Genomic DNA, 22,259 nt, shown 5'->3' with positions numbered 1-22,259 from the left:
TTCACTTGAAATTGTTATTAAGAAATTATTTATCAATTTTTACTCTCTATCATTTTATCAAATTTTATTTTTTTGTCAATGATAGAAATAATTATGTTAGCTTGCTTCATTAATTATTTTGCCATATCCTTCTTCTCCATAATATTACTATCATTTTGCTCCGTCATTTGTTTTTTTGGTTTCTATTCTCTACTTTATTTTTTACATCTCAAAGGGATAGTTCTTGTGATATAATTATTGAAGCCGCAAATTTATGCAAACTTTAAAAAAGGAGATGAAAGCTGATGAGTTATATTGCAAGCATATTCAAAGACTTTGCAAAACTAAAATGGTATTCACTTGCGATAGTCATCGTTTTGATATTTATTAGCGTCTTTTTGTTCCTTGCGCAAAAACGACAAAAGTTCACAACAAAAGCTCTTGTATATGGTGGGGTAGCTATATCACTATCGTTTATACTTTCGTTTATAAAATTTTACAGAATGCCACAGGGCGGTTCAATCACACCTGCAAGCATGCTGCCACTCTTTGCATATGCTTATATGTTTGGTCCATTTGCGGGTATTGTTGCAGGAATGGCTTATGGAATACTGCAGCTAATACAAGACCCCTATGTTGTCCACTGGGCACAGCTACTTTTAGACTATCCACTATCCTTTGGTGCTCTCGGATTTGCAGGATTTTTTAGAAAGAATCTGCCTTTGGGAATTTTAGCAGGTGGCTTTGGAAGATTTGTATTTCATTTTATATCTGGAGTTGTGTTCTTTGCATCATACGCGCCAAAAGGTACAAGTCCGGTTGTGTATTCTGCCATCTACAATGCAACTTATCTTGGTCCTGATCTTGCCGTGTGTTTGATAATAGCCTTTATCCCGGGCTTGAGAAGTGCTATTGATAGATTAAAGTCCCAGGCTTAGAGAAGAAGTGAACTTTTTAAAACAAAAATTTTGGGCAGGCAGGCTTTTCACCTGCTTGCCCCGCTGTTATATTTTAAAAATCTCATCCACATGTACTTCTAAATCAGGAAAAGTAGCAACCTTTATTATGTCCCCTTCTGAAAACATCTTTGGTCTTCCATAGCAGCCGTCTGGCTCTAATACCAAACAAGTGATTATTTTATTTTCCGGTTCTACAACCCAGTATTCTTTTACACCTGCCTCTTCATATTTGTTGAACTTCAAAACTCTATCCAACTTAACTGTAGAAGGCGAGGTTATCTCTATTATCATTTGCGGGGCACCTATATACCCTGTTTTTGCAAGTTTTGATTTGTCACAGATTATAGTCAAGTCTGGCTGAACAACGGTTGTGGCATTTTCAACTTCATGTTCATCCTTTGCCTCCAAAAACACATCAAATGGTGCTGAGAATATTTCGCAGTCTTTATCTTTCAAATAGTTACCAAATATGATCATCAGCTCTTTCAAAACCTTTTGATGCTGCCAGCTTGGCGCAGCATGCAAAAACAAAGTTCCATCAATCAAGCTATATGCTTGATTTTCAGAAATTCTTTTCAAATCTGAATAAGTGTTAACATCACTTTTTTGCATTTCTTCCATAACAATCACCCTTTGAAATACTTAATTACTCTTCAAGAAGCTGCATGAGCTCATCTTCAGAAAGCTCTGTGAGGAATGTCTGGGCTGAAGAAACTATGCTGTCAAAAAGATCCTTTTTCTTCTGCTGAAGTTCAAAGATTCTCTCTTCAATGGTGTTTCTGGTAATGAGCCTGAAAACTTGAACAGAGTTTTCTTGACCAATCCTGTGTGCTCTGTCCATGGCTTGATTTTCAACAGCAGGGTTCCACCAAAGGTCATACAGTATCACAACATCAGCTCCAGTAAGATTTAGCCCAAATCCGCCTGCTTTGAGCGATACTAAAAATACCTGTTTTTGCCCACTGTTGAACTTGTTTACCATATCAATTCTCTCTTCTGATTTTGTTGACCCGTCCAGGTAAAAATATTCAAAACCTTTTTCTTTTATCCTTTCTTCTAAAATCTTCAGCATCTCTACCCATTGAGAAAATACAACAACTCTGTGCCCGCTTTCTATAACATCTTCTAAAATCTCTTCAAAAAGTTCAATCTTGCCAGATGAACCTTCATAGTTTTGCAAAAACAGTTTCGGATGACAGCATATCTGGCGAAGCCGTGTAAATATTGAAAATATTTTAATCTTGCTCTTTTCAAATCCTTTTAGATCTATCTCTTTTTTGATATCCTCTCTTGCCTTCAAAAGATACAGCTTATATATATTTTCCTGTTCAGGTGTCATATTAACTTCAAGGTTAGTCTCAATCTTTTCTGGAAGCTCAGACAAAACATCTTTTTTGAGTCTTCTTAGAACAAACGGTGCTATCATCTTCTGAAGAAGCTTTAAAGCTTTTTCATCATTTTGTTTTTCAATCGGTTTTTCAAACCTCTCAGAAAACCTTGTGTGCGTGCCAAGATACCCTGGCAGCACAAAGTCAAATATTGACCACAGCTCAGACAAATTATTCTCTATCGGCGTGCCGGTCAAAGCAAAACAGCATTTTGCGTTTATTCTGCTGACAGCTTCTTTGCTGAGCGACTGCGGGTTTTTGATGTGCTGAGCTTCATCCACCACGCAAACTGAAAATTCTAAGTCTTTGTAAAGGTCAATGTCTCTTTTCAAAAGCGAATATGAGGTAATCACTATATCATAATCTTTGAGATTTTCAATGATTTCGCTTCTTTTTGCAGGAGTGCCATCAACCACAACTGTTTTTAAATCAGGTGTAAACTTTTGTGTCTCCTGCTGCCAGTTGTAAACAAGTGAGGTCGGCGCAACAACCAAACAAGGTCCTGCTATCTTATCCTTGCATGCTGATATAAACGACAAAACCTGCACTGTCTTGCCAAGACCCATGTCATCTGCCAAGATGCCGCCAAAGCCATTCAAATAAAGATGCGAAAGCCACTTCACACCAACTTTTTGATATTCTCTAAGCATACTATCCAAATGTTCAGGAATTTCAATTGTGGTATCTTCTACCCTCTTCATCTTCTGAACATAAATATCAAAAGCATCATTTTTTGAAACACCAATGCTTGACTTCTCGAGCACTTCAGCCAAGTAAAGAGCATGAAACTTGCTGAAAACCGCTTTTCCTTTCTTGAGGTCTTTTTTGGAGATGTCAAGCGCTTTTACAATCTCATGAATATTTTCAAGCTCTGGGTCACTCAAGAGCAGGATTGTACCGTCTTTGAGCCTGTGGTATTTCTTTTTCTCTTCCAAAGAAGCCAGAACATCCGGCACTTCATCCTGCGGAATATCCTCAGCTGAAAGCCAAAACTCTATCGATGCATGATTCAAACTGACTTTTACATTGAATTTTGCCTTCTTTTTTATCTTAAAACTCTTGAAAGTCTCTGAATAGTACACATCTGCAATGTTCATCAGAGCTGAAAGTCCACCGGTCACAAAGCTAAAAATTTTTTCATCATCTTCTAAAACATATAACCCTTCTGGATTTTTATCAAAACCATAAGCTAAAAAGATGTTATGAATTTTTAGCTCTTTTATTAAATCTCTTTTTATTCCCGTTTTTTGGGGTTCTAAATCCTTTGAACCATCTGTATATTTCACTTGCGCAGAAATTCCTTTTTTATAAGTATCAAACAAAATCTTTAATTTTAGTTCCGCATCATCTTTTATGTTTAAAAATTCTTTTACTTTTGGTGATATCTCAAACTTGCAGCAGTCTTTTGCAATAGGATAAGTATATGCTATAAACTCTTTTAAATCTTCTTTATTCAGCCTTATTTCTCCCTGAGGCTCATCCTCTACAAATTCAACAGCGTTAAAGTAATGAAGTGGATAGATTATAAAGTTTTGAGGTTCTTTGAGTATAGTCAGAGTATCTTTGTATACTATAAATCTTGCTTGTTCTGTCCAATCAAGTATATCTGCCTCTTTCAAAAACTCAGATTTTACAACTGCCTCTTCTCCATCCAAATCGACAAAAATGTCAATTTCAACTGGTCTGTGAATGTCAACTCTTATTTTTCCATATTCATCTGTTTGGCTATGAGCTTCTTCATAGGAAATAAAAATCTCCTGCCCATTGATAATTTTGAAAAATTCATCCCACCAAGAATAAGGAATATTAAAATAATCTCTGTGGATAATAGTTGGTTTTATCTTCTGTAATTTATAGATAAATTCTAAAAGTTCCTTGTCTTCTTCTGGAAAAATGTGAATATACGGATTATATGTAAACTTTTTGCTAATCTGAAATTCATTTTTCTCAAAATAAGCTTCTAAAAAAGATTCTATGTCTCTAACAAAATATTCTTTTCCAATGTTCTCAAGGTGTATCTTGAGCCTTACATTTAAAACATCAATAGATACAGACTCAATTATTTTTTTCAAACTTACATTAGGTTTTATATTTGTCTCTGATATCAGCCTTGTTGCTGCATAGCTATATGCCTTCTTTATTTTTTCTAACCTCACCTTAAATTCTGATTTTCTTCTTTGTTTTTCTTCTTCCAATACCTGCCTTTTGATTTCTTCAAAAATTGGCGTTGGATAGTCTACAACTTCCACATCGCCTTTAGAGAGAGCTTTTAAAAGTGCAACCGAATGCTTGCAAAGTCCTTTATACGTCTGAGCAGCCTTACATTCACAATAAAATCCCACCTTATAAATGCTTATTTTTATCTTATCTTTTTCTTGTTTTATATCAGTGTCAAGTTCTAACATGACATTATAAGTGCCTGTATCACCTTCTACCCTTGCTTCGACTATCATAAGCTCTGGATTAAATTTTGGATTTCTCACCCTTTTGTGGTTGTAAAGCTGCACTCCGCGAATATAAACATTATCATTTGAAGCAAGTCTTCTCATCATATCATCTGTTATTGAATCATATATTTTTTGTGCAAGCTCTTGCATCCTGTTCTCAGCTCCAGTGTTCTTTTAATAGTGTTCTTTTAATTTTGAAAGCTCTCGAATATAAATCTTTTTATACTTATTAATTTTACCATATCAGAAAATCAAAATAAAACAAAAAAAGCAGGCTTTTTACCTGCTTGCACCGCCACCGCCAGATGACCCTCCACCAAATCCGCCAAAGCCACCACCAGAAGAGCCACCACCGCCACCAAAACCACCAAACCCACCAAAATGGTGATGGTCTTTATCCCAAGGGTCTTGTCCCCACCAGTATGTTCTTCTTTGTCTTCTGTTTATAAGTGAAAAGATTATTATCAGAAATACAACAATAAAAACACCAAATCCAGATATATCTATTTCTTCATCTCCTACATAGACTGTTGTGGAAGAACTATCTTGAGCAACATCTTTCGAAGCACCATACTCTGAAAGCCCATTTACTTTTATCCCATACTCATTTGCAACCTCGCTTGCCACTGCAAAAAATGTATCTTTTATTCCCTTCGAATACTCTTTACTCTCAAATGCAGGTATAGCGTACTCGTCAAGTATCCTGCCTGCCTTTCCATCTGGAATTGCACCTTCCAAACCATATCCAACTTCTATTCTTATTCTTCCTTTTTTGCCTGAAAGTAAATTCTCTTTATTGACAAGAATCAAAACGCCATTGTTAAGATCCTTGTCACCAATTCCCCAGCTATTGAATAGCTCATTTGCATACTCTTCTATTGTGTAGTTTCCAAGACTTTCTACTGTCACAACCACTATCTCTGCTTTTGATTTATCTTCTATCTCTTTTGCCAAAGCCCTCATTTCATCTTCATCAGAGCTATCAATCAAGTCTGCATAGTCAAAAATGTAGACATTTTCAACAGGCTTTTTGGGAATCTGAGCAAGAGCTTCAGCAAAAGATGCAAACAGAAGGCTTAAAACTGCAATTACAAACACTGCTGCAAGTACTCTGAGAACTAAACTTGGTTTTATTTTCATCACCAATCTTCTCCTTTTCATTTCGAAAAGTCAACAGAAGGCACACTCTTAGCTTGGCTTGATGCTTGAAAATACTGGCGCTCTTCAAACCCAAACATCCTTGCAATCAAAACGTTCGGAAAAACCTTAATTTTCATATTGTATTGTTTTACTGCATCGTTGTAATCCTTTCTTGCAACCGCAATTCTGTTTTCTGTACCAGATAGCTCATCCATAAGCTGCACAAATGTTCTGTCGGCTTTAAGATTTGGGTAGTTTTCAACTATCATCAAAAGCCTTGAAATTGCCGAGGAAAGCTCATCGTTTGCCTTTGCTTTATCTTCTACTGTTGAGGAATTTAAAAGCTTTGACCTTGCCTGAGCAAGAGTTTCAAAAATCTCTTTTTCGTGTTTTGCATATCCTTTGACAGTGTTAACTAAATTGGGTATGAGGTCTGCCCTTCTTTGCAGCTGATTTTCAACTTGGCTCCATTTGCTGTCAACATTTTCTGCCAAACGAACAAGGCTATTATACGTCGAAAAGGTGTACATAACAGCTACTACAACCAAAACTAAAGCAGCTAAAAGGATCTTTGTGCTTTTCTTCAATTTTTCACTTCTCCTTCCTATTATATTTTTTGACTACATGTATCTATATACCCACTATTTTATTGTACTAAATTTCATGCTAAAAATTAACTGTGCACTTTTTACTTTTTGGTTGAATGTATTTGATAAATTGCTTATAATATCCTTAGAGTTATTTTTTATCAAATTGATTTGATTTAGGCAGATTTAAATGTTACAGAAGAAAAACATGGCAAGAAAAATAGTGAAATGGAGGAGATTTTTATGAGAAGGATTAAAAGTTTTATATGTCTTGTATTGGTATTTATCTGGCTCACTTACAGTCTGACTTTTGCGCATGCTCAGCAAGCCTCTTCTCAAAAGTTTGTGTATATAAAACCGCAGTTTGAAAATGTAATGTTCTGGGAAAACGGCTGGATTTCTTATTTTCAAGGTGGCAAATGGGGAATTCTTAGCTCATCTGGCAATGTTCTTTTAAAGCCTCAGTTTGATAAGATAGAACCTGTAGTTTACGACAGTCCTTCAATAATGGGTATTGAGGATAAATTTTACAAAGATATCTTTGTTATCTGGCAAAATGGCAGAGCAGGTTTTGTGGATACAAGCGCCAAAATTCTTGTAAAACCAGAGTTAGATTCTCTTGAGGTTTTAAATCCTTGGCTAAATTTATATTTTTGCAAAAAAGAGGGCAAATACGGTTTTTTGAATCTGGATAAAAAAATCTATGTCAGTCCTCAGTTTGACAAAATGTACTTTGTGGTTGTACTCCCATATAACCCAAATGGAAAATATCCAAATCCCCATGCCAAGTGTACTTTGTCAGATGAAAACAAAAAAGAGTTCTGTCTTTATGCTCTTGATTTGAAAGATGGAATATGGCCAAATTCTTATTTAGAATACATTCTTGTATCAAAAGATGAAAAGTGCGGAGCTGTTAATATAGATGGAAATGTGTTTGTAGATTTTAAATATAATTCTTTTGAAGAAGCTTTATCAGACAGCAAGTTTACAGAAGCTGTGAAGAATATGTTAGCAAATGAATCAAAACCTGCAACATCTTTGAGTAAAAATGAGTCAAACAAAACATCACCTGATTATATTTCCAGCGAAATTATTGGCAATAAATACTTCCTTGTGTTTCAAAAAGCAACCAGTAAAGGTTATACACAAACTAAAAGCAAAGAATACTATGATAATGTCAAAAATATTGGGTTTACCAATTTCATTGCAGTTTGTAAAAATAAAAAATGGGGAATTGTTGATATAAACGGAAAATACGTAGTTAAGCCTCAACTTGATGATATAAAAGAACTCAGCGAAGGAAAAATAGCTTTTAAACAAAATGGAAAATGGGGATTTATGGACAAAAACTTTAAAGTAGTTATAAAACCTCAGTTTGATAAAGCAGAAAACTTTTCTGAAGGATACGCTGCTGTAATGAAGTCAAATTTATGGGGATATATTAATCCTTCTGGAAAGTTTGTTATAAAACCTCAATATACTCAAGCAGGTCCATTTTTTGCTCAGATGGCTGCTGTTGCTACAAAGGATTATGTAGGGCTTATAGATACAAAAGGCAGTTTTGTAGTAAAGTTTTCAGCTAAGAATTCTCAATATTCTTTTGTGGACAGTGAAACCTACAGGTTTAGATATGCTCCAGATTCCATAATAAACTCCAGAGCTTATGAGCTTTATAAATATACACTTAAATTCCCCAAATTTGGCTATGTTGTGATTGATAAAAAATCAAAAAAGGTTGGACTTGTTTTAAGAGGGCAAGGAAAATAACCTTGCCCCCTTGGTTTTTTCTTCTGTTTTATGGCAATTTGATCAATGATTTTTTAATATCTTCATCAGAAATCTCAATATCCTCAAGCCTGCCGTTTAAATAATCATCATATGCAGCTAAATCAAAGTTACCATGTCCGCTCAAGGAAATTAAAATTGTCTTTCTGACACCTTCTTCACGTGCTTTGATTGCTTCATCTATTGCAGCTTTGATAGCATGAGCAGATTCAGGCGCTGGAATAATGCCTTCTGATCTTGCGAATAAAATAGCTGCTTCAAATACTTCTCTTTGTTTATATGCTCTTGCTTCAATTATTCCATCCTTATAAAGTCTGCTAACAATCGGCGAATCACCGTGATATCGGAGCCCTCCTGCATGAATACTTGGTGGAACGAATTGGCTTCCTACCGTGTACATTTTAAGAAGAGGTGTGAGCCCTGCAACATCTCCAAAGTCATATGTATACTTACCTTTTGTTAAAGTTGGACATGCCGCAGGTTCAACTGCTATTGCTCTTACATTCCTTCCATTTCTTAATTTATCCCTCAAGAAAGGAAAGCTAATTCCTGCAAAGTTGCTGCCACCTCCGCAGCATCCAATAACTATGTCGGGATATTCATCTATCTTTTCCATTTGTAGTTTTGCTTCTTCTCCAATTATAGTTTGATGCAAAATAACATGATTTAAAACACTTCCTAAGGAATAGTTTGTATCAGGATGAGTTGCGGCATCTTCCACTGCCTCGCTTATTGCAATGCCAAGGCTTCCGGGTGAGTTCGGATCTTGTGCAAGAATTTTTCTTCCTGCCTCTGTAAGTTCACTTGGACTTGGTATTACCTTTGCTCCGAATGTTTCCATTAATATCCTTCTGTAAGGCTTTTGATTGTAGCTTACCTTTACCATGTATACTGTGCAATCAAGTCCAAAGAAGTTGCAGGCAATTGCCAAAGCAGACCCCCACTGGCCCGCACCTGTCTCTGTTGCAAGCCTTTTTATTCCTTCTTTTTTGTTATAATATGCCTGTGGTATAGCAGTATTTAACTTGTGGCTTCCAGATGGAGTTGCACCTTCATACTTATAAAATATTTTTGCAGGAGTATCAAGAATTTTTTCCAGTCGTTTTGCTCTGATAAGCGGAGTTGGTCTGTACTGTTTGTAAAACTCTAACACTTCCTCTGGAATTGGTACAAATGCCTCTGTTGTCATCTCTTGTTTTATTAGCTCTTCAGGGAAAATTGCTTTGAGTTTACTTGGGTCAATCAATTCTTTTGTTGATGGGTCAAGCGGCGGGTCAAGTGGTGTTTTTAAATCAGCAGTGATGTTATACCAGCTATGAGGTATCTCATCTTCAGTTAAAAAGACCTTGTAAAACTCCTCTCTCATCTTATCTTTCTCCTCTCATCTTGAGTTTTGGTTGATAGTTTTATTTTATACTTAAAGCTTGAGGATTGTCAAAATGTTATTGATGTATTATATAAAATCTACCGTGCTTTGAAACCAAATGGTGTTCTGTATGCGTCATTTAAATATGGAGATAAAGAAGAATATAGGGATGACGGTAGGTTTTTTAACTATTATGATGAAAAGTCTTTTTCTGAATTAATAAAAAATCTTGCATACTTTGAAATATTGGAAATTTTGATAACAAACGATGTCCGAAAGGGCAAAGAAAATGAAAAGTGGTTAAATGTGATTTTGAAAAAATTTTAGATATCCTAAATTACAATATTTATAGCTGTCTAAAACTTCATTGAATAGTCAATAATTATAATGTATAATAAGAGAAGCAAACAAATTTGAGGTGAATTAAATGGAATTATCAGTAAAAAACGTAGGAATTATTGAAACTGCTAATATAAAGTTAAACGGACTAACCGTGTTAACAGGCGAAAATGACACTGGGAAAACTACAATTGGTAAAATTTTATTTACTATTTATTTTGGCTTTAATGATTTTATGAAAAACATGGAAAAATATAAAGTACAAATATTTAGAGATGACTTGATAAGAATATTTAAATTAATAAGGATGGTTAAAATTCCTTTTGAAAGAAAATTTAGAAATCTAATTCTTGATGATTTTCTTGCCTTCGGAAAAAACAATGAATTACTTTCATGGCTCATGGAATTAAAAAATGCAGTAGAAAATTCAAATGGCATTGACAAAAACTTAGAAAAAGAAATTGTGAAATATATCAATCAAGCAATAGAAAAAATTAACTTATTAGAAGATAAAGAAACTCTTAAAAAATTTGCTCTTGACAAGATTTTAAATAGAGAATTTTACGGACAGATAAATAATCTTTTTTTTGAAAAACCTGCACAAATAATTATTTGTCAAGAAGATGAAAACGAAGCATTTATCAGTATTGTTGAAAATTCAATATCAGAATGTTTTATTAATGATTTTTTATCTTTCAAAGATGCTACTTTTTTAGATTTAGCTATAGATGCTTTTCCTTTAGCTATTGATATTTTTCCTTTCGATCCTTTTGATTTTAGTACTCATGGAAATAATTTAAAATCGAAAATTTTTTTTAAAATACCAAATGAGAATATCTTAGGCTTATATTTGAATACAAAGAAACATAATCTAGAACCTATTGAGAACATTTTTAGAAATGTTCTTACAGGAAACATTGTCAAGAAAATTGATGGTAAAATTTTGGAATATAATATCAATGGGAAAAATATAAAAATAGAAAACTTGGCATCTGGTTTAAAAGTATTCATAGTTCTAAGATTGTTATATGAAAATGGCTATATATCAAGAGAATCTCTATTAATAATCGATGAACCTGAAACTCATCTGCATCCTAAATGGCAGTTAGACTGCGCAGAACTTTTAACATTATTCGTCAAAGAATTAGAAGCTAACATTTTGTTAATTTCCCATAGCCCATATTTTATTGAAGCTATTGAAGTTTTTAGTGAACATTATAAAATTGAACATAAGACAAATTTTTATTTAGCAACAAAGAAAGAACCGCACTTTGTAGTTTTTGAAAATGTAAATCAACAATTAGAAAAAGTTTATGAACTTCTTTCATTCCCTTTTGATAAATTAGAAGAAATAAGAGAGAGGGATATGATGAATGGAAATTGAAAAATGTATTGAAGCTTTTTCTCAAATTAAATCTAACTTTTTTACTCATTTAGCCACAATAAGTAAAAGTAAACAAAAAACTGTTCTGTGCAATGATACGAATTTTCTTGTTATTAATTTAGAAAAAATTCAGTCGGAGATAACAAAAATAGGCTGTTGTGTGGCAGATGGGTTATGGTTCGATAAAGAATTAGGATTAGTTATCATAGAGTTTAAAAGTGGAGAAATCAATGATAATGAAAAACATCGTCTGAAATTACAATTATATGAAAGTATATTATTTGTTATTCCTGAAATTATTTCTAATCGGCTTAAAATTAATGTTACTTTTAGAGATATATGGAATTTAAACAAATGTTTTATAATCGTATATAACTCAGAAAAACACATTTTATATAGTAAAAATTTTTCTGTTCACGCTCATATAAAGAAAAAATCACAATTAAACTCTGATAAAAAATCATTAACTTTAAATACAGACTACATATTAAAGAGCAAACTTTTTGATAAAATTTTTGTTTGGTCTGAACATGAATTTCAACAGCGTTTAGACGTTTTTAGAAAACGCAAATTGTTTCCAAACTGAAAGGGCTGCTCATATATTGAGCAGCCCTTTCTTGATATACTTCTTTAAAGTATTCTCACAGCTTCTTATAACAAAACCACCAGTCAAAACATTCAATCTCGCCATCTTTAGCTTTTTGAAGTCTTTCTTTATGACAGTTTTCTGGAACTTTCGAAATATAGACGTTATCATCTAAAGAAAATCTTTAAGGTCAGTTTTCTGTAATCTTTCAACAAACTCAGAAGGTGAAATAGCTTCCATTGTAAGTTTTTTAAGTTTATTATCACGCGTGATAACAAAGTCTGCTTTTATTTTTTTAGCACATTGAATCTGCAAGGCATCTTCAAGACCATTTATAGTCGAACTTTCCATGGCTTTTTCAATGTCTTTTTTTGTTACTGAAACCAATTTAACAATGTTTAAAAGTCCTTTTATTGCTTTTGTTGCTTTGTCATTTCCCAATTCCTTTGCAATAAAATAATAAAGGTCAGTGACAACAAACGAAGCAATGTAGCCTTCAATAAGTCCTTCTTCAGCATACTTTAAAACTTTGTATGAATCTTTTTCAAAGGGAGACCTTTTAAAAATAACATCCAGAATAATATTTGTATCAATAAGAACTTTCATACTTTTTTATCCTTTCCTCTCTTATTTGTTTTATTGTCACCTCTTTATTTGGATAATTCTCCATAAGCCCATATAGAAAATCGGCATTTGGTGTGCCTTGTTTTTTTATAGGAACAATCTTTGCTACTTCCTTACCATTCTTTGTTATAATTATTTCTTCTTTTTCTGCCATCTTTAAATATTTTCCAACTCTCATTTTAAATTCGGTAGCATTTACTACCATGATTATCACCTCTTTTAAATATAGCTATTTTGATTATAATAAGATTAGCTATCAATTTCAACATTATATTTGCCTATGTTAGTGTCAAGATACTGTAGATGAATTTTAAGCAACAAATTCTTAAAATAAATCCTTATGTCTTTAGCCAACAATTGATTATTCTTGAGCAATTCCTCGTTCAAACTTTGAAAAACTTAAATCTTCCTTATTTCGAAAACTAAATCCCAAAAATCAAATAAGACTTCAAAAATAAACATCAATTGATAATAAACAATATTCGAAAGAATAAAGAGATGGATATAAAAATTATTCTACAACTCCAAAAATTTCATCTAAATTTATTATTAAATCTTCAAAGATAGAAACTTTGATTTTATTGCCTACAGTGTATACATCAGGTCTACCATATCGACCATTTTCTTGTAGAGTAAATACACTTATAATTTTATTTTCAGGTTCAACTATCCAGTATTCTTTTACTCCATGCTTTTCATATAAATTAAATTTCTCTATTTTATCTTTACTTGCAGTTGAAGGTGAGGTAATTTCAACAATCAAATCAGGAGCACCTTTTAATCCTTCATTGTCTATTTTTGATTTGTCGCAGACTACTACAATATCAGGTTCTACAACTGTTTTTATTTCTTCATTGTTTTTTTCATTTGCAGAAGGAAACCTTACTCCAAAAGGCGCACTAAATACTTCGCACTGCTTGCCCTTAAGATACATTGCAAAGTTTATAAATAGTTCTCTTAATATTCTTTGATGAATTGTGGATGGAGGAGCCATTAAATAAACCTTGCCGTCAATTAATTCTATCCTTTGATCATTTGGCCAGTTTAAATAATCTTCATAAGTGTAAATCTCTTCTTTTTTAGGTAAATACATAAAAAACACTCCTCAAATTTTCTTCTTTTTATTTTTTACTTATTATTTTATATCATTTTTTTACTTTTACCAAGAGTAAGGTTTTATCTTAAATTCTATAAATATTTTTTCCTTTTAAAATTTTAAATACTTGGTTAGTAATCTAATCCTTACTTTTAGCAAAAAATTCATACTTCAAAAACACAAAATTAGAGAGGCAATCCACTCTCCTTTTGGATAGCCTCTCTCAAAGCTATTTATTTTACAGCTTCTTATAACAAAACCACCAGTCAAAACACTCAATCTCGCCATCTTTAGCTTTTTGAAGTCTTTCTTTTGCTAAGTCTTCTGTTGCAGCAGGTGGAATTATTACCTTGTCGCCAATCAACCCGTTGTTTGGCCAGTTCTCTGGCAATGCAACACCGTTTTGGTCTGATGTCTGCAATGCTTTTAGCGCTCTTAGTATCTCGTCAATGTTTCTTCCAACCTCTTGAGGATAGTACATCATAAGCCTTAAAATTCCTTTGTCATCTACTATGAAAACAGCTCTGACGGTGTTTGTCCCTTTTGCCTCATGAAGCATTCCCAAAGTGGTTGCCACTTTCCCAAGCTCATCTGCAATGACAGGGAACGGAATTTTTACACCAAGCTTTTCTTCTATCCACTCAATCCACTTTATGTGAGCAAAAACTTGGTCAACCGAAAGGCCAATCAGCTCGCTATTTAGTTTCTTGAATTCTTCAGCCTTTTTTGCAAAGGCTACAAACTCTGTTGTGCAAACTGGTGTGAAGTCGCCTGGATGCGAAAAGAGCACAAACCATTTTCCTGCATAGTCATCAGGAAGCTTTTTCACACCATGAGTTGTTTTTACCGTCATGCTCGGAAACTTCTCTCCAAGCAGCGGGATTCTGTTTGTATTTTCCATTATAACCACTCCTTTAAAACTTTTTTGTCCAATTTATTAATACCATCGTGAAAAGACTTATAAACACAAATTAATAAACGAATTTTTATTTTTTATTCTCTTCAAATTTGTATAAATTGCAAAATTGAAATGATTTTTTCTCCTCTCATTTGCAATATTCCTTTCTTGCTATGGATTTTGTTTGCAAAGAATACAAAATTGGTTTATAATAATATCAAAAATAAAAAACGTTTGTTTTTGTGTGGGGGTAATCTTGGTGAATTTGAACATTGAGCAGAAGAAACTGTCTCAGGCAAAACCAAATGGGCATATGCTGGTAAAAGGTGTTGCAGGTTCTGGAAAAACAACAGTTGCAATATACAGAGTAGTTTATCTTCTAAATGAATATTGCTTTGCGCCCGATGACAAAATTCTAATGGTAACTTTTAACAAAACTCTGGTAAATTATTTGAAATACCTCTATAACAAGTTGGAAGATGCATATATTTCATTTGATGCTCTGGTAAATGACAACAAGGATAAGGTTAAGATAGCTTCAATTGACAGCATAATCTATGGATTTTTCCAGGAATACAAAGAATATTCTGGCGAAAAACTTGAGATTGTCAACAACAAGGCTACAAAATATAATTTTCTCAATCAGGCAATTGTTAAGATCAAAGAAAAATACCCAAAGGTTCAATATATAGACCTTTCTTTTGCCAATTTTCTTTTAGATGAGATTGAGTGGATAAAATCATGTAATATAAGAGAATTAGAGGAATATCAGAGCACTGATAGGATAGGTAGAACAGTTCAAAATCAGAAAGACATACCTCAGAAGATAGCAAAGAATTCAGAAACAAGAAAAGCTATATTTGAACTTATGCAGCTTTATACCTCGCTTTTAAAAGAAAATGGACTTGTCGATTTTAAAGACATGGCTTTGATTGTACTGGATTATTTGAAAGCAAACGAACACAAGATTACAAAATATACGCACATTATAATAGATGAAAGTCAAGACCTCACAAAAGTTCAATTAGAAATTTTAAAGCTTCTTTATAACTCCGAAAAAAGCTATTCCAGCATAATGTTTATTGCAGACACAGCCCAGAGCATTTACACACACTCATGGCTTATCAGGGGAAGGTCGTTTGCAAGCATTGGATTTGACATGACAGGAAAAAGCTATACGCTGTCTAAAAACTACAGGACAACTGTCCAGATTGCAAATCTTGCATATAGCTTAATAGAAAAGACACCAGAAATAATAGAAGATGAAAATTTTGTAAAACCTGCTTTAATAGACAAGCAAGGACCTTTGCCTGTACTAAAGATTTTCCAAACCGAAGAACAAGAAGCAGAGTTTGTCTACAATGAAATTGTGAACAACTTAGCATTTGAATTTCAACTAAAAGATATTGCAGTGATTTGTAAAAATAGAAAATATTTGGAGTCTTTTTACAATTATGTCTCTTCAAAAGGGCTGAAAGCCATATTTTTAAACTCAGATTCGGGTGAAAACTTTGAAGAAGAGGGTATAAGGCTTATCACCATGCACTCTATAAAAGGTTTGGAATTCAAAGTGGTTTTTATCATTGGACTTAATAGCAACATCATTCCATACTCATCATGCGAAGACAATGAGGTTGCAAAGCTGCAAGAGACAACTGACAAAAAGCTCTTTTACGTTGGTATGACAAGAGCAAACGAAAGGCTGTATTTGTGCTGCTCAAGAAAACCATCAAAATTTTTGAGCGAGCTTAATACAAAACTTCTTCGAATTGATTCTAAATGCAATCTTCGCAGTTTTTACAAGCTGAGGATTGATGATTACAGATACATAAACAAAATCAGGGATATCTACTGCAAAGAAGAAGAGGTTCGCCAGTGGCTTATAAATGAACTTATTGAAACTTATAAATACCCTGAAGAGTTGATTGATGTTGAGTACAGGATAAACGTATTTTCAAAACCTGCATTTGTGGATGTTGTTGTGTTCAGGTATGATTCAAATAAAGAAAAGGTACCATTTATCATTTTTGAGGTAAAACCATATCTTTCTGGAATAGGTCAGGGGGCAGAGCAGCTGAAAAGTTATTTGAATGTGGTTCCAAGATGTTCTTTTGGAGTTGTAACAGATGGAAACAGCATTTTAATATTTGACAGCAGATTTGAAATTGTTGACGATTTTCCTCACTTTGATATAAGTATGCTTCCTTCTCAAATTGAAGAATATGAGGTTGTAGATTTCAGAAGGTCAAAAACTTACAGACTCAGAAAATTGGTAGACACAGGACATATTGACTTAGTTCAAGATGGACATCTCATAGAGATAAAATCAGAAGATGTGCTCACGATAAACCTTTATGAAAAGGTTGCAGCAGGAACACCCGTTGAAACATCTGATGAGGCAATTGGTAAGGTTGCCCTGCCGACTTCTATTATCTCTGACCCTGAAAGATATTTTGCTATTAAAGTTAAGGGCGATAGTATGGTGGAAGCAAATATAAAAGATGGAGACATTGCAATTGTGCAAAAATGCAATACTGCGGAAAACAGAGATATTGTTATTGCATGGCTTGACGGTGAAATAACTGTGAAAAGATTTTGCAAAATGGGAAGCACAGTCCTGCTCATTCCCGAAAACAGCAAATATGAGCCAATAAACATCAAAGAAGGGGAACTTCGTATAGTTGGAAAAGTTGTCGGCGTAATTAGGAAAAAAAGATGAATTTTCGTTCATAACGAGACTATAAATAATTTTGTGTAAAGCATAAGAGCCTCCTTCTTGGTAAGAATCAGAATATAAACAAAAATAACCAAGTGGGAGGCTTTTATTATGGAAAATGTTTTATCAAAAGAACAATTACTCGAATTCATAAGAAAAAATAACATCCAGAGTGTAAGCGACATTTATGAAAGCTTGAAGGATCTATTCAAAGACTTACTACAAAGCTTTTTAGAAGCAGAAATTGAAGAAAGTTTAGGTTACGAAAAATATGATGTCAAAAACAAGCAGACAACAAATTCACGAAACGGTTATAGTCAAAAGACTGTCAAAACCAAGTTTGGTGAAATGGAACTTGATATTCCAAGGGATAGAGAAGGCGAATTTGAACCCAAGATAATTCCTAAGTACAAAAGAGATATTTCAGAGATTGAAGACAAAATTATAGCCCTGTATTTCTGTAGAAATGACAACACGAGACATTCATGAGCAAATTAAAGATATTTTATGGTATCGAAATATCTAGCGAAATGGTTAGCAAAATTACAGAGAAAATTATTTCTGAGATAAGAGAATGGCAAAATAGACCTTTGGAAAAGATATATCCGTTTATTTTCATGGACGCGATTCATTACAAGATAAAAGATGAGGGTAAAATTGTAAATAAAGCTGCCTATGTTGTTTTAAGTGTTAACATTGAAGGATATAAGGATGTTTTAGGGATATGGATTGGAGAGAGTGAAAGCTCTAAATTCTGGTTGGGTGTTTTGAATGACTTGAAAACAGAGGTACAGAAATTGGGATATAATATTAAATCAGCTTTTGATAATGTATCCTGAGCGTTTGAAAGAGTATATAAAGTAGATAGCGATTACCAGTTCGCATTTTAAACTGCTTCCATGGAAGCAGTTTAAAGCAACAAATAAAAACAGAGCAAAACAGCCCAGTATTAAATTTTGTCCAGGATTTTAAAAATTTATGCATAAAAATTTTTAAAATGGTAATACTAAAAAATAGAAGGTAGACAAGCTTATCCTTGAATGATTTCTTACCAAGAAGGTTGGTTTAATTTAAATACACAAAATTATTTACAGACCCTACTAAAAAGCTTATATTCTAACCAAAGGGGATTTTACACAAAAATTTGGACTTGACCTAATTCTCTCATAAATAATCACTATCAAAATAATCTCCTTCATCTTTTTCTTTAATAACACCTGCAATTAATACTAATATAATGCATATAATTAGAAATCTTTCAACACTGTGCGCTCCCCAACTAAATATTTTAATTACAGCTCTAAATAAAAATGGATATAAAAAATATGCTAATACAAAGAAGGCCAATACATACATTATAGATGCTGTAAATGCTACAATATTCAAAAATAATACGCATAATTTTTTTGCTGATTCACTCTCTATTCTTCCTAAAATTAAAGATAATATCCACAAACTTGTGCTGATTGCTAATATAAAAATCAACAACTTATGATTTTCTTTCCATGGCAGTTTAACTGGTAAAAAGAAAACTATTAATAAAGATATATAAATTCCCATCATAACTTTTATCGAACCCTTAATCATGTCCGAAATTTTGCATGCCATAACAAACTGCTTCCCTTCTTATACTATTTTTCACCCATTTCTATTATCTCGCTTTCTAATACTCTGTAGACAAAATCATATGCTTCACCATTTATTTTATCTCTAATCTTTTTTTGATACTTTTTTACTGCTAATCTAAAAAATATATCAGGTATACGGAAAGCTCTCAAAAAGAGCAATATTATTTCCATCAGCACACTTCCAACACCAAATAGAAACCCAATTAGTCCTAACATAACTATTACTATATTAATATCAAAAAAATGAAAACTCCAAAAACCCTTCAGTATTTCTCCTTTATATCTACTATTGTATAACTTTGCATTAGGAAATGTTTCTATAAACTTAGTCCATTTTATAAATTCTTCTTTGGGATTACCACCTAAAATAAAATTTAATTTGTTAAGCAGTATATTACTTATAGTATGTATCTTCAGCACCTCTTGTTCTGCCAAAATATCTCTCACAGGCTCTAAAAATGTCCCTGCTGGTGGTACAAATGGAAATTCTACTATTGATTCACTCGGATAGCCTACATCTGAATCTGTTAGTGACAACTCAAATGCTAATGTCTTCCCAAAACCTTTTTCTTCAACGTCTTGCCAATTTATATTTTTCTCTGCCCAATCTTTAGCATATCCTGCAGTCATCAACATTGCCACCAACACAACCATAATCGAATTAATTATAATTGTAATTACCCAGGTTTTAAATTTTTTCTCTACAACTTTTTTAAACATACTCTTTAGTTCTTCTAATACTCTACCACATTTCTTTTCTGCTTCATTCAGATTTATCTTTATTTTCTCCCCTAATTCAATATTCCCTCTGCCTTTCAACCTTATCCATTTTCTCAGCTTACTTTCTTTTCTTATAGGTAATTCACTTATATCTTTTTCTTTTTCTCTAATTAATTTTATCTCATATATATCATCTAATGTATATTCCTCCAATTTATATAACTCACTATTAAAAAACTCTCCGCTCTCATAATATTCTTTTTCAACCAATACTATTTCTCCACCTTCAAGCCAAAGCTCTCCTTCTTCTCTCATCTCTTTTGCATTTCTTACTCCAATTAAACATTTGTTTATACCCTCTATTTCAATATAATCCCCATTCCATTCTTCATCCTCTTTGCTACCTACTAAAGAACCAACTGCTCTTTTAAACCTTTTGATTAACCATATCATAATTACTACCATTAGAATTACCACTATACTACATGTTATAAACCATATTGCTGTCAGTAAATTTCTTTCACCTATATACGGTATCAAATTCCACATATACTCCAAAATAACCCACATACCCAAAATTACCGCTAATATTAACATAGGTATTGGTGATATATAAAAGAGACCTCTAATATCTACTTCCCTTTTACTCTTCTCTTTTAGTAAGTTTATCTCTTCCTTCGCAAGGTTCTCACACATCTTTTTTATACATGCTTCATCTAAACTAATTGGTTTTCTTTCCTCCTTAATTATTTTTTCATCTATGCATCGAGAAATTTTCTTCTTGGTTTTTATAATTCTTCCATATGGTCTATATGGAATTATATCTAAATTAATATTTGTCCCTATTACATATCCGTTTATATACTTATTCTTATTAACTGAATATGGAATATATACACATCCGCCATTAGGTATATTAAATCTTTTAAATATATAATACTCTTTTTCCAGTTTATTCCCATATTCTTTCTCCCCATATATTTTGCCAACTATATTATAATCATCTAAACCTTCTCGCAACAAATTGGTATTCCTAAGATCCTTATCAGACACTGTATCTATTTTTAATATTCTGAAAGGAAGTCTTGCAATAAATATTACTAATTTTATCAGATATTTTGAACAGTGAATAATATAAATCGCAATAAGAAGTATAAAATACTTAATTATAAAATAAATTACACCTGGTATTCCAACTGTCACTAGTAAAAAACTTCCCAATAACAAAAAAAGCTGTCCACCTATTATCCCCCATACCTTTAAACTGTCAGTATTTGTTCTTAACCCCAACTCAAGCAAATCTGTTGTATACAATATAAATCTTACCATGAATATTCCTAACAACGCTGTACCTAATACTATCAACATTCTCTTTATTACTCTCTCTTTCTCGAACATCTCTAATTTTCTCTCACCTCACAATATCCTTTAATTTACTTTTCTCCTATTTCAGTCCATTAAAAAACAACTTTCTGAGGCTGTCTCTTAGAAAACTTGCTCGATAGCTTTATGTTATCGGAAAGATCAGTGTACCTTGCTAAAAATGATAATGACAAAGGCAATGGTTTTTACGATAGAAAACTTGCAACACCTGTTGGCAGTCTTGAAATCTCTGTTCCTCGCACACGTACTGGTAATTTCCGACCTTCTATCCTCTTCTTTTCGCTACAAAAGAGTTGATAGTTCGTACACCGACCTTCTTATGTCGCAAGTATGTCAATGGTTATTCTTGAGCATTCCCTTGTTCAAACATTGAAAAACTTAAATCTTCCTTATTCCAAAAGCAAAATCCTAAAAATCAAAGAAGACCTCAAAAATGAACTTCAATTATTCAAACAAAGAGAATTACCTTCAAGTGCCTTCGCACTTATTATTGATGGTTACCACTGTGAAATCAAAGATAATTCTAAGGTTAAACAGGCTACTTGTTATGTTGTCCTCGGTATCGATTTAGAAGGTAAAAAAGACATTTTCGGTGTCTACACTTTCTTCGGCAAAGAAAATAAAGCTGATTGGATGAAAGTATTTGAAGACTTAATTACAAGAGGGCTAAAAGAGATTCTAATTGTCATAAGTGATGACTTCCCTGGTATTATAGATGCTGTCAAACTTGCTTATCCTCTTGCTGACCATCAACTGTGTTTTGTCCACCTCCAACGTAATGTCAGAAAACATATGACAAAAGAAGATGCTTCAGCTTTTAACAAGAGTTTAGACAGACTTAGAATTTCTTCCTCCGATTTTGACGAAGCTGTATTGAAATTTAAAGAACTTTGTAAAGAATACCTTGTAAAATATCCCCGCTTCGTTAAGGGAATATCCGAAAAAGCAGAGTTCTATCTTGCCCATATGAAATATCCTGAAGAATTAAGAAAACATATTTACACCACAAACGCTGTTGAAAGTATCAACAGTATAATTGAAAAAATCAGAGTAAATTCAGGTGGGTATTTTCAGTCTGTTGATGTTTTAGAAATTAATATTTACTTACAACGTGAGAATTTACGCCGCACAAAATGGAAAAATGGAGTTCCCAGTATTAGAAAATGCATCAATAACATAACCCAACTTTACAACTTACGTTATAAATTGGAAACACAAAATTCTTGACAAGTCT

General features: G+C 33.0%; 17 protein-coding genes and 3 pseudogenes. 8 read left to right on the top strand and 12 right to left on the bottom strand.

Annotated features, from left to right (window positions below; all coding sequences use genetic code 11):
- Positions 1-284 precede the first annotated feature (284 nt).
- The gene (thiT, locus tag ATHE_RS00165) at positions 285-917 is read left to right on the top strand and encodes an energy-coupled thiamine transporter ThiT (protein ID WP_012660709.1); all 633 of its coding nucleotides are present in this window, start codon (positions 285-287) and stop codon (positions 915-917) included.
- A gap of 66 nt (positions 918-983) precedes the next feature.
- On the opposite strand, the gene ATHE_RS00160 is transcribed toward thiT, so the two are convergent.
- The 4 genes from ATHE_RS00160 to ATHE_RS00145 form a co-directional block, all read right to left on the bottom strand.
- A complete protein-coding gene (locus tag ATHE_RS00160) occupies positions 984-1,559 on the bottom strand; it encodes a Uma2 family endonuclease (RefSeq protein ID WP_012660708.1) in 576 nt (191 codons plus the stop codon).
- A gap of 25 nt (positions 1,560-1,584) precedes the next feature.
- Entirely contained in the window at positions 1,585-4,923 is a 3,339-nt protein-coding gene (locus ATHE_RS00155) for an SNF2-related protein (protein WP_012660707.1), read from the bottom strand.
- Positions 4,924-5,052: 129 nt separating this feature from the next.
- Positions 5,053-5,913, bottom strand: coding sequence for a TPM domain-containing protein (locus ATHE_RS00150; protein ID WP_012660706.1), 861 nt, complete (start codon positions 5,911-5,913; stop codon positions 5,053-5,055).
- Between the two features lie 17 nt (positions 5,914-5,930).
- Positions 5,931-6,500 carry a LemA family protein gene (locus tag ATHE_RS00145; RefSeq protein ID WP_012660705.1) on the bottom strand — a complete coding sequence of 190 codons (570 nt, stop codon included), beginning with the start codon at positions 6,498-6,500 and terminating at the stop codon, positions 5,931-5,933.
- Positions 6,501-6,743: 243 nt separating this feature from the next.
- On the opposite strand from ATHE_RS00145, the gene ATHE_RS00140 reads away from it, so the two are divergent.
- Complete coding sequence (locus ATHE_RS00140) at positions 6,744-8,267, top strand: WG repeat-containing protein (protein ID WP_012660704.1); 1,524 nt, start codon at positions 6,744-6,746, stop codon at positions 8,265-8,267.
- A 28-nt stretch (positions 8,268-8,295) separates the two neighbouring features.
- On the opposite strand, the gene ATHE_RS00135 is transcribed toward ATHE_RS00140, so the two are convergent.
- Positions 8,296-9,651 carry a TrpB-like pyridoxal phosphate-dependent enzyme gene (locus ATHE_RS00135; RefSeq protein ID WP_012660703.1) on the bottom strand — a complete coding sequence of 452 codons (1,356 nt, stop codon included), beginning with the start codon at positions 9,649-9,651 and terminating at the stop codon, positions 8,296-8,298.
- Between the two features lie 27 nt (positions 9,652-9,678).
- Between ATHE_RS00135 and ATHE_RS00130 the strand changes: the two genes are divergently transcribed.
- The 3 genes from ATHE_RS00130 to ATHE_RS00120 all read left to right on the top strand — a co-directional run bounded on the left by ATHE_RS00130 (position 9,679) and on the right by ATHE_RS00120 (position 11,960).
- Entirely contained in the window at positions 9,679-9,978 is a 300-nt protein-coding gene (locus ATHE_RS00130; protein ID WP_232421990.1) for a hypothetical protein, read from the top strand.
- Positions 9,979-10,078: 100 nt separating this feature from the next.
- Positions 10,079-11,374, top strand: a complete 1,296-nt coding sequence (locus ATHE_RS14050) for an AAA family ATPase (RefSeq protein ID WP_012660702.1) — start codon at positions 10,079-10,081, stop codon at positions 11,372-11,374.
- Positions 11,364-11,960: a hypothetical protein gene (locus ATHE_RS00120; protein WP_012660701.1), complete on the top strand. Its 597-nt coding sequence runs from the start codon at positions 11,364-11,366 to the stop codon at positions 11,958-11,960. The genes ATHE_RS14050 and ATHE_RS00120 overlap by 11 nt, the downstream gene beginning before the upstream one ends.
- 55 nt (positions 11,961-12,015) lie before the next feature.
- Here the strand turns inward: ATHE_RS00120 and ATHE_RS15310 are convergent.
- From ATHE_RS15310 to ATHE_RS00100, 5 genes and pseudogenes are all read right to left on the bottom strand, one after another.
- Positions 12,016-12,102 (bottom strand): annotated as a pseudogene (locus tag ATHE_RS15310) (peroxiredoxin); the annotation flags it as partial.
- 29 nt (positions 12,103-12,131) lie between these two features.
- Positions 12,132-12,566 carry a type II toxin-antitoxin system VapC family toxin gene (locus ATHE_RS00115; RefSeq protein WP_012660700.1) on the bottom strand — a complete coding sequence of 145 codons (435 nt, stop codon included), beginning with the start codon at positions 12,564-12,566 and terminating at the stop codon, positions 12,132-12,134.
- Positions 12,550-12,789: a type II toxin-antitoxin system Phd/YefM family antitoxin gene (locus ATHE_RS00110; protein WP_012660699.1), complete on the bottom strand. Its 240-nt coding sequence runs from the start codon at positions 12,787-12,789 to the stop codon at positions 12,550-12,552. The genes ATHE_RS00115 and ATHE_RS00110 overlap by 17 nt, the downstream gene beginning before the upstream one ends.
- Positions 12,790-13,095: 306 nt before the next feature.
- A complete protein-coding gene (locus tag ATHE_RS00105) occupies positions 13,096-13,677 on the bottom strand; it encodes a Uma2 family endonuclease (RefSeq protein ID WP_012660698.1) in 582 nt (193 codons plus the stop codon).
- 241 nt (positions 13,678-13,918) lie between these two features.
- Complete coding sequence (locus ATHE_RS00100) at positions 13,919-14,581, bottom strand: peroxiredoxin (protein ID WP_012660697.1); 663 nt, start codon at positions 14,579-14,581, stop codon at positions 13,919-13,921.
- 256 nt (positions 14,582-14,837) lie between these two features.
- On the opposite strand from ATHE_RS00100, the gene lexA reads away from it, so the two are divergent.
- Together lexA and ATHE_RS00090 are read left to right on the top strand one after the other, a co-directional pair.
- The gene (gene lexA, locus ATHE_RS00095; protein WP_012660696.1) at positions 14,838-17,297 is read left to right on the top strand and encodes a transcriptional repressor LexA; all 2,460 of its coding nucleotides are present in this window, start codon (positions 14,838-14,840) and stop codon (positions 17,295-17,297) included.
- A 108-nt stretch (positions 17,298-17,405) separates the two neighbouring features.
- Positions 17,406-18,079: pseudogene (locus ATHE_RS00090) on the top strand (IS256 family transposase); the annotation flags it as partial.
- Positions 18,080-18,458: 379 nt separating this feature from the next.
- On the opposite strand, the gene ATHE_RS00085 reads toward ATHE_RS00090, so the two are convergent.
- Positions 18,459-18,902 carry a hypothetical protein gene (locus tag ATHE_RS00085; protein WP_012660695.1) on the bottom strand — a complete coding sequence of 148 codons (444 nt, stop codon included), beginning with the start codon at positions 18,900-18,902 and terminating at the stop codon, positions 18,459-18,461.
- Between the two features lie 23 nt (positions 18,903-18,925).
- On the bottom strand, positions 18,926-20,845 hold the full coding sequence (locus tag ATHE_RS00080; RefSeq protein WP_231503204.1) for a hypothetical protein: 1,920 nt from the start codon (positions 20,843-20,845) through the stop codon (positions 18,926-18,928).
- 279 nt (positions 20,846-21,124) lie between these two features.
- Here ATHE_RS00080 and ATHE_RS00075 point away from each other — a divergent pair.
- Positions 21,125-22,252 (top strand): annotated as a pseudogene (locus tag ATHE_RS00075) (IS256 family transposase); the annotation flags it as partial.
- Positions 22,253-22,259: the final 7 nt, after the last annotated feature.

This window comes from Caldicellulosiruptor bescii DSM 6725, from assembly GCF_000022325.1.
GTDB lineage: Bacteria > Bacillota > Thermoanaerobacteria > Caldicellulosiruptorales > Caldicellulosiruptoraceae > Caldicellulosiruptor > Caldicellulosiruptor bescii.
The sequence above is the reverse complement of the archived record's forward strand: the minus strand, read 5'-3'. Positions and strand labels throughout refer to the sequence as shown.

What these genes read in the sequence shown, in the direction of transcription:
- ATHE_RS00115 (WP_012660700.1), bottom strand. Translation starts at nt 12,566, where the DNA reads ATGAAAGTTCTTATTGATACAAATATTATTCTGGATGTTATTTTTAAA.
- ATHE_RS00135 (WP_012660703.1), bottom strand. Translation starts at nt 9,651, where the DNA reads ATGAGAGAGGAGTTTTACAAGGTCTTTTTAACTGAAGATGAGATACCT.
- ATHE_RS00085 (WP_012660695.1), bottom strand. Translation starts at nt 18,902, where the DNA reads ATGGCATGCAAAATTTCGGACATGATTAAGGGTTCGATAAAAGTTATG.
- ATHE_RS00155 (WP_012660707.1), bottom strand. Translation starts at nt 4,923, where the DNA reads ATGCAAGAGCTTGCACAAAAAATATATGATTCAATAACAGATGATATG.
- ATHE_RS00120 (WP_012660701.1), top strand. Translation starts at nt 11,364, where the DNA reads ATGGAAATTGAAAAATGTATTGAAGCTTTTTCTCAAATTAAATCTAAC.
- ATHE_RS14050 (WP_012660702.1), top strand. Translation starts at nt 10,079, where the DNA reads ATGGAATTATCAGTAAAAAACGTAGGAATTATTGAAACTGCTAATATA.
- ATHE_RS00150 (WP_012660706.1), bottom strand. Translation starts at nt 5,913, where the DNA reads ATGAAAATAAAACCAAGTTTAGTTCTCAGAGTACTTGCAGCAGTGTTT.
- ATHE_RS00160 (WP_012660708.1), bottom strand. Translation starts at nt 1,559, where the DNA reads ATGGAAGAAATGCAAAAAAGTGATGTTAACACTTATTCAGATTTGAAA.
- thiT (WP_012660709.1), top strand. Translation starts at nt 285, where the DNA reads ATGAGTTATATTGCAAGCATATTCAAAGACTTTGCAAAACTAAAATGG.
- ATHE_RS00105 (WP_012660698.1), bottom strand. Translation starts at nt 13,677, where the DNA reads ATGTATTTACCTAAAAAAGAAGAGATTTACACTTATGAAGATTATTTA.
- ATHE_RS00110 (WP_012660699.1), bottom strand. Translation starts at nt 12,789, where the DNA reads ATGGTAGTAAATGCTACCGAATTTAAAATGAGAGTTGGAAAATATTTA.
- ATHE_RS00100 (WP_012660697.1), bottom strand. Translation starts at nt 14,581, where the DNA reads ATGGAAAATACAAACAGAATCCCGCTGCTTGGAGAGAAGTTTCCGAGC.
- ATHE_RS00140 (WP_012660704.1), top strand. Translation starts at nt 6,744, where the DNA reads ATGAGAAGGATTAAAAGTTTTATATGTCTTGTATTGGTATTTATCTGG.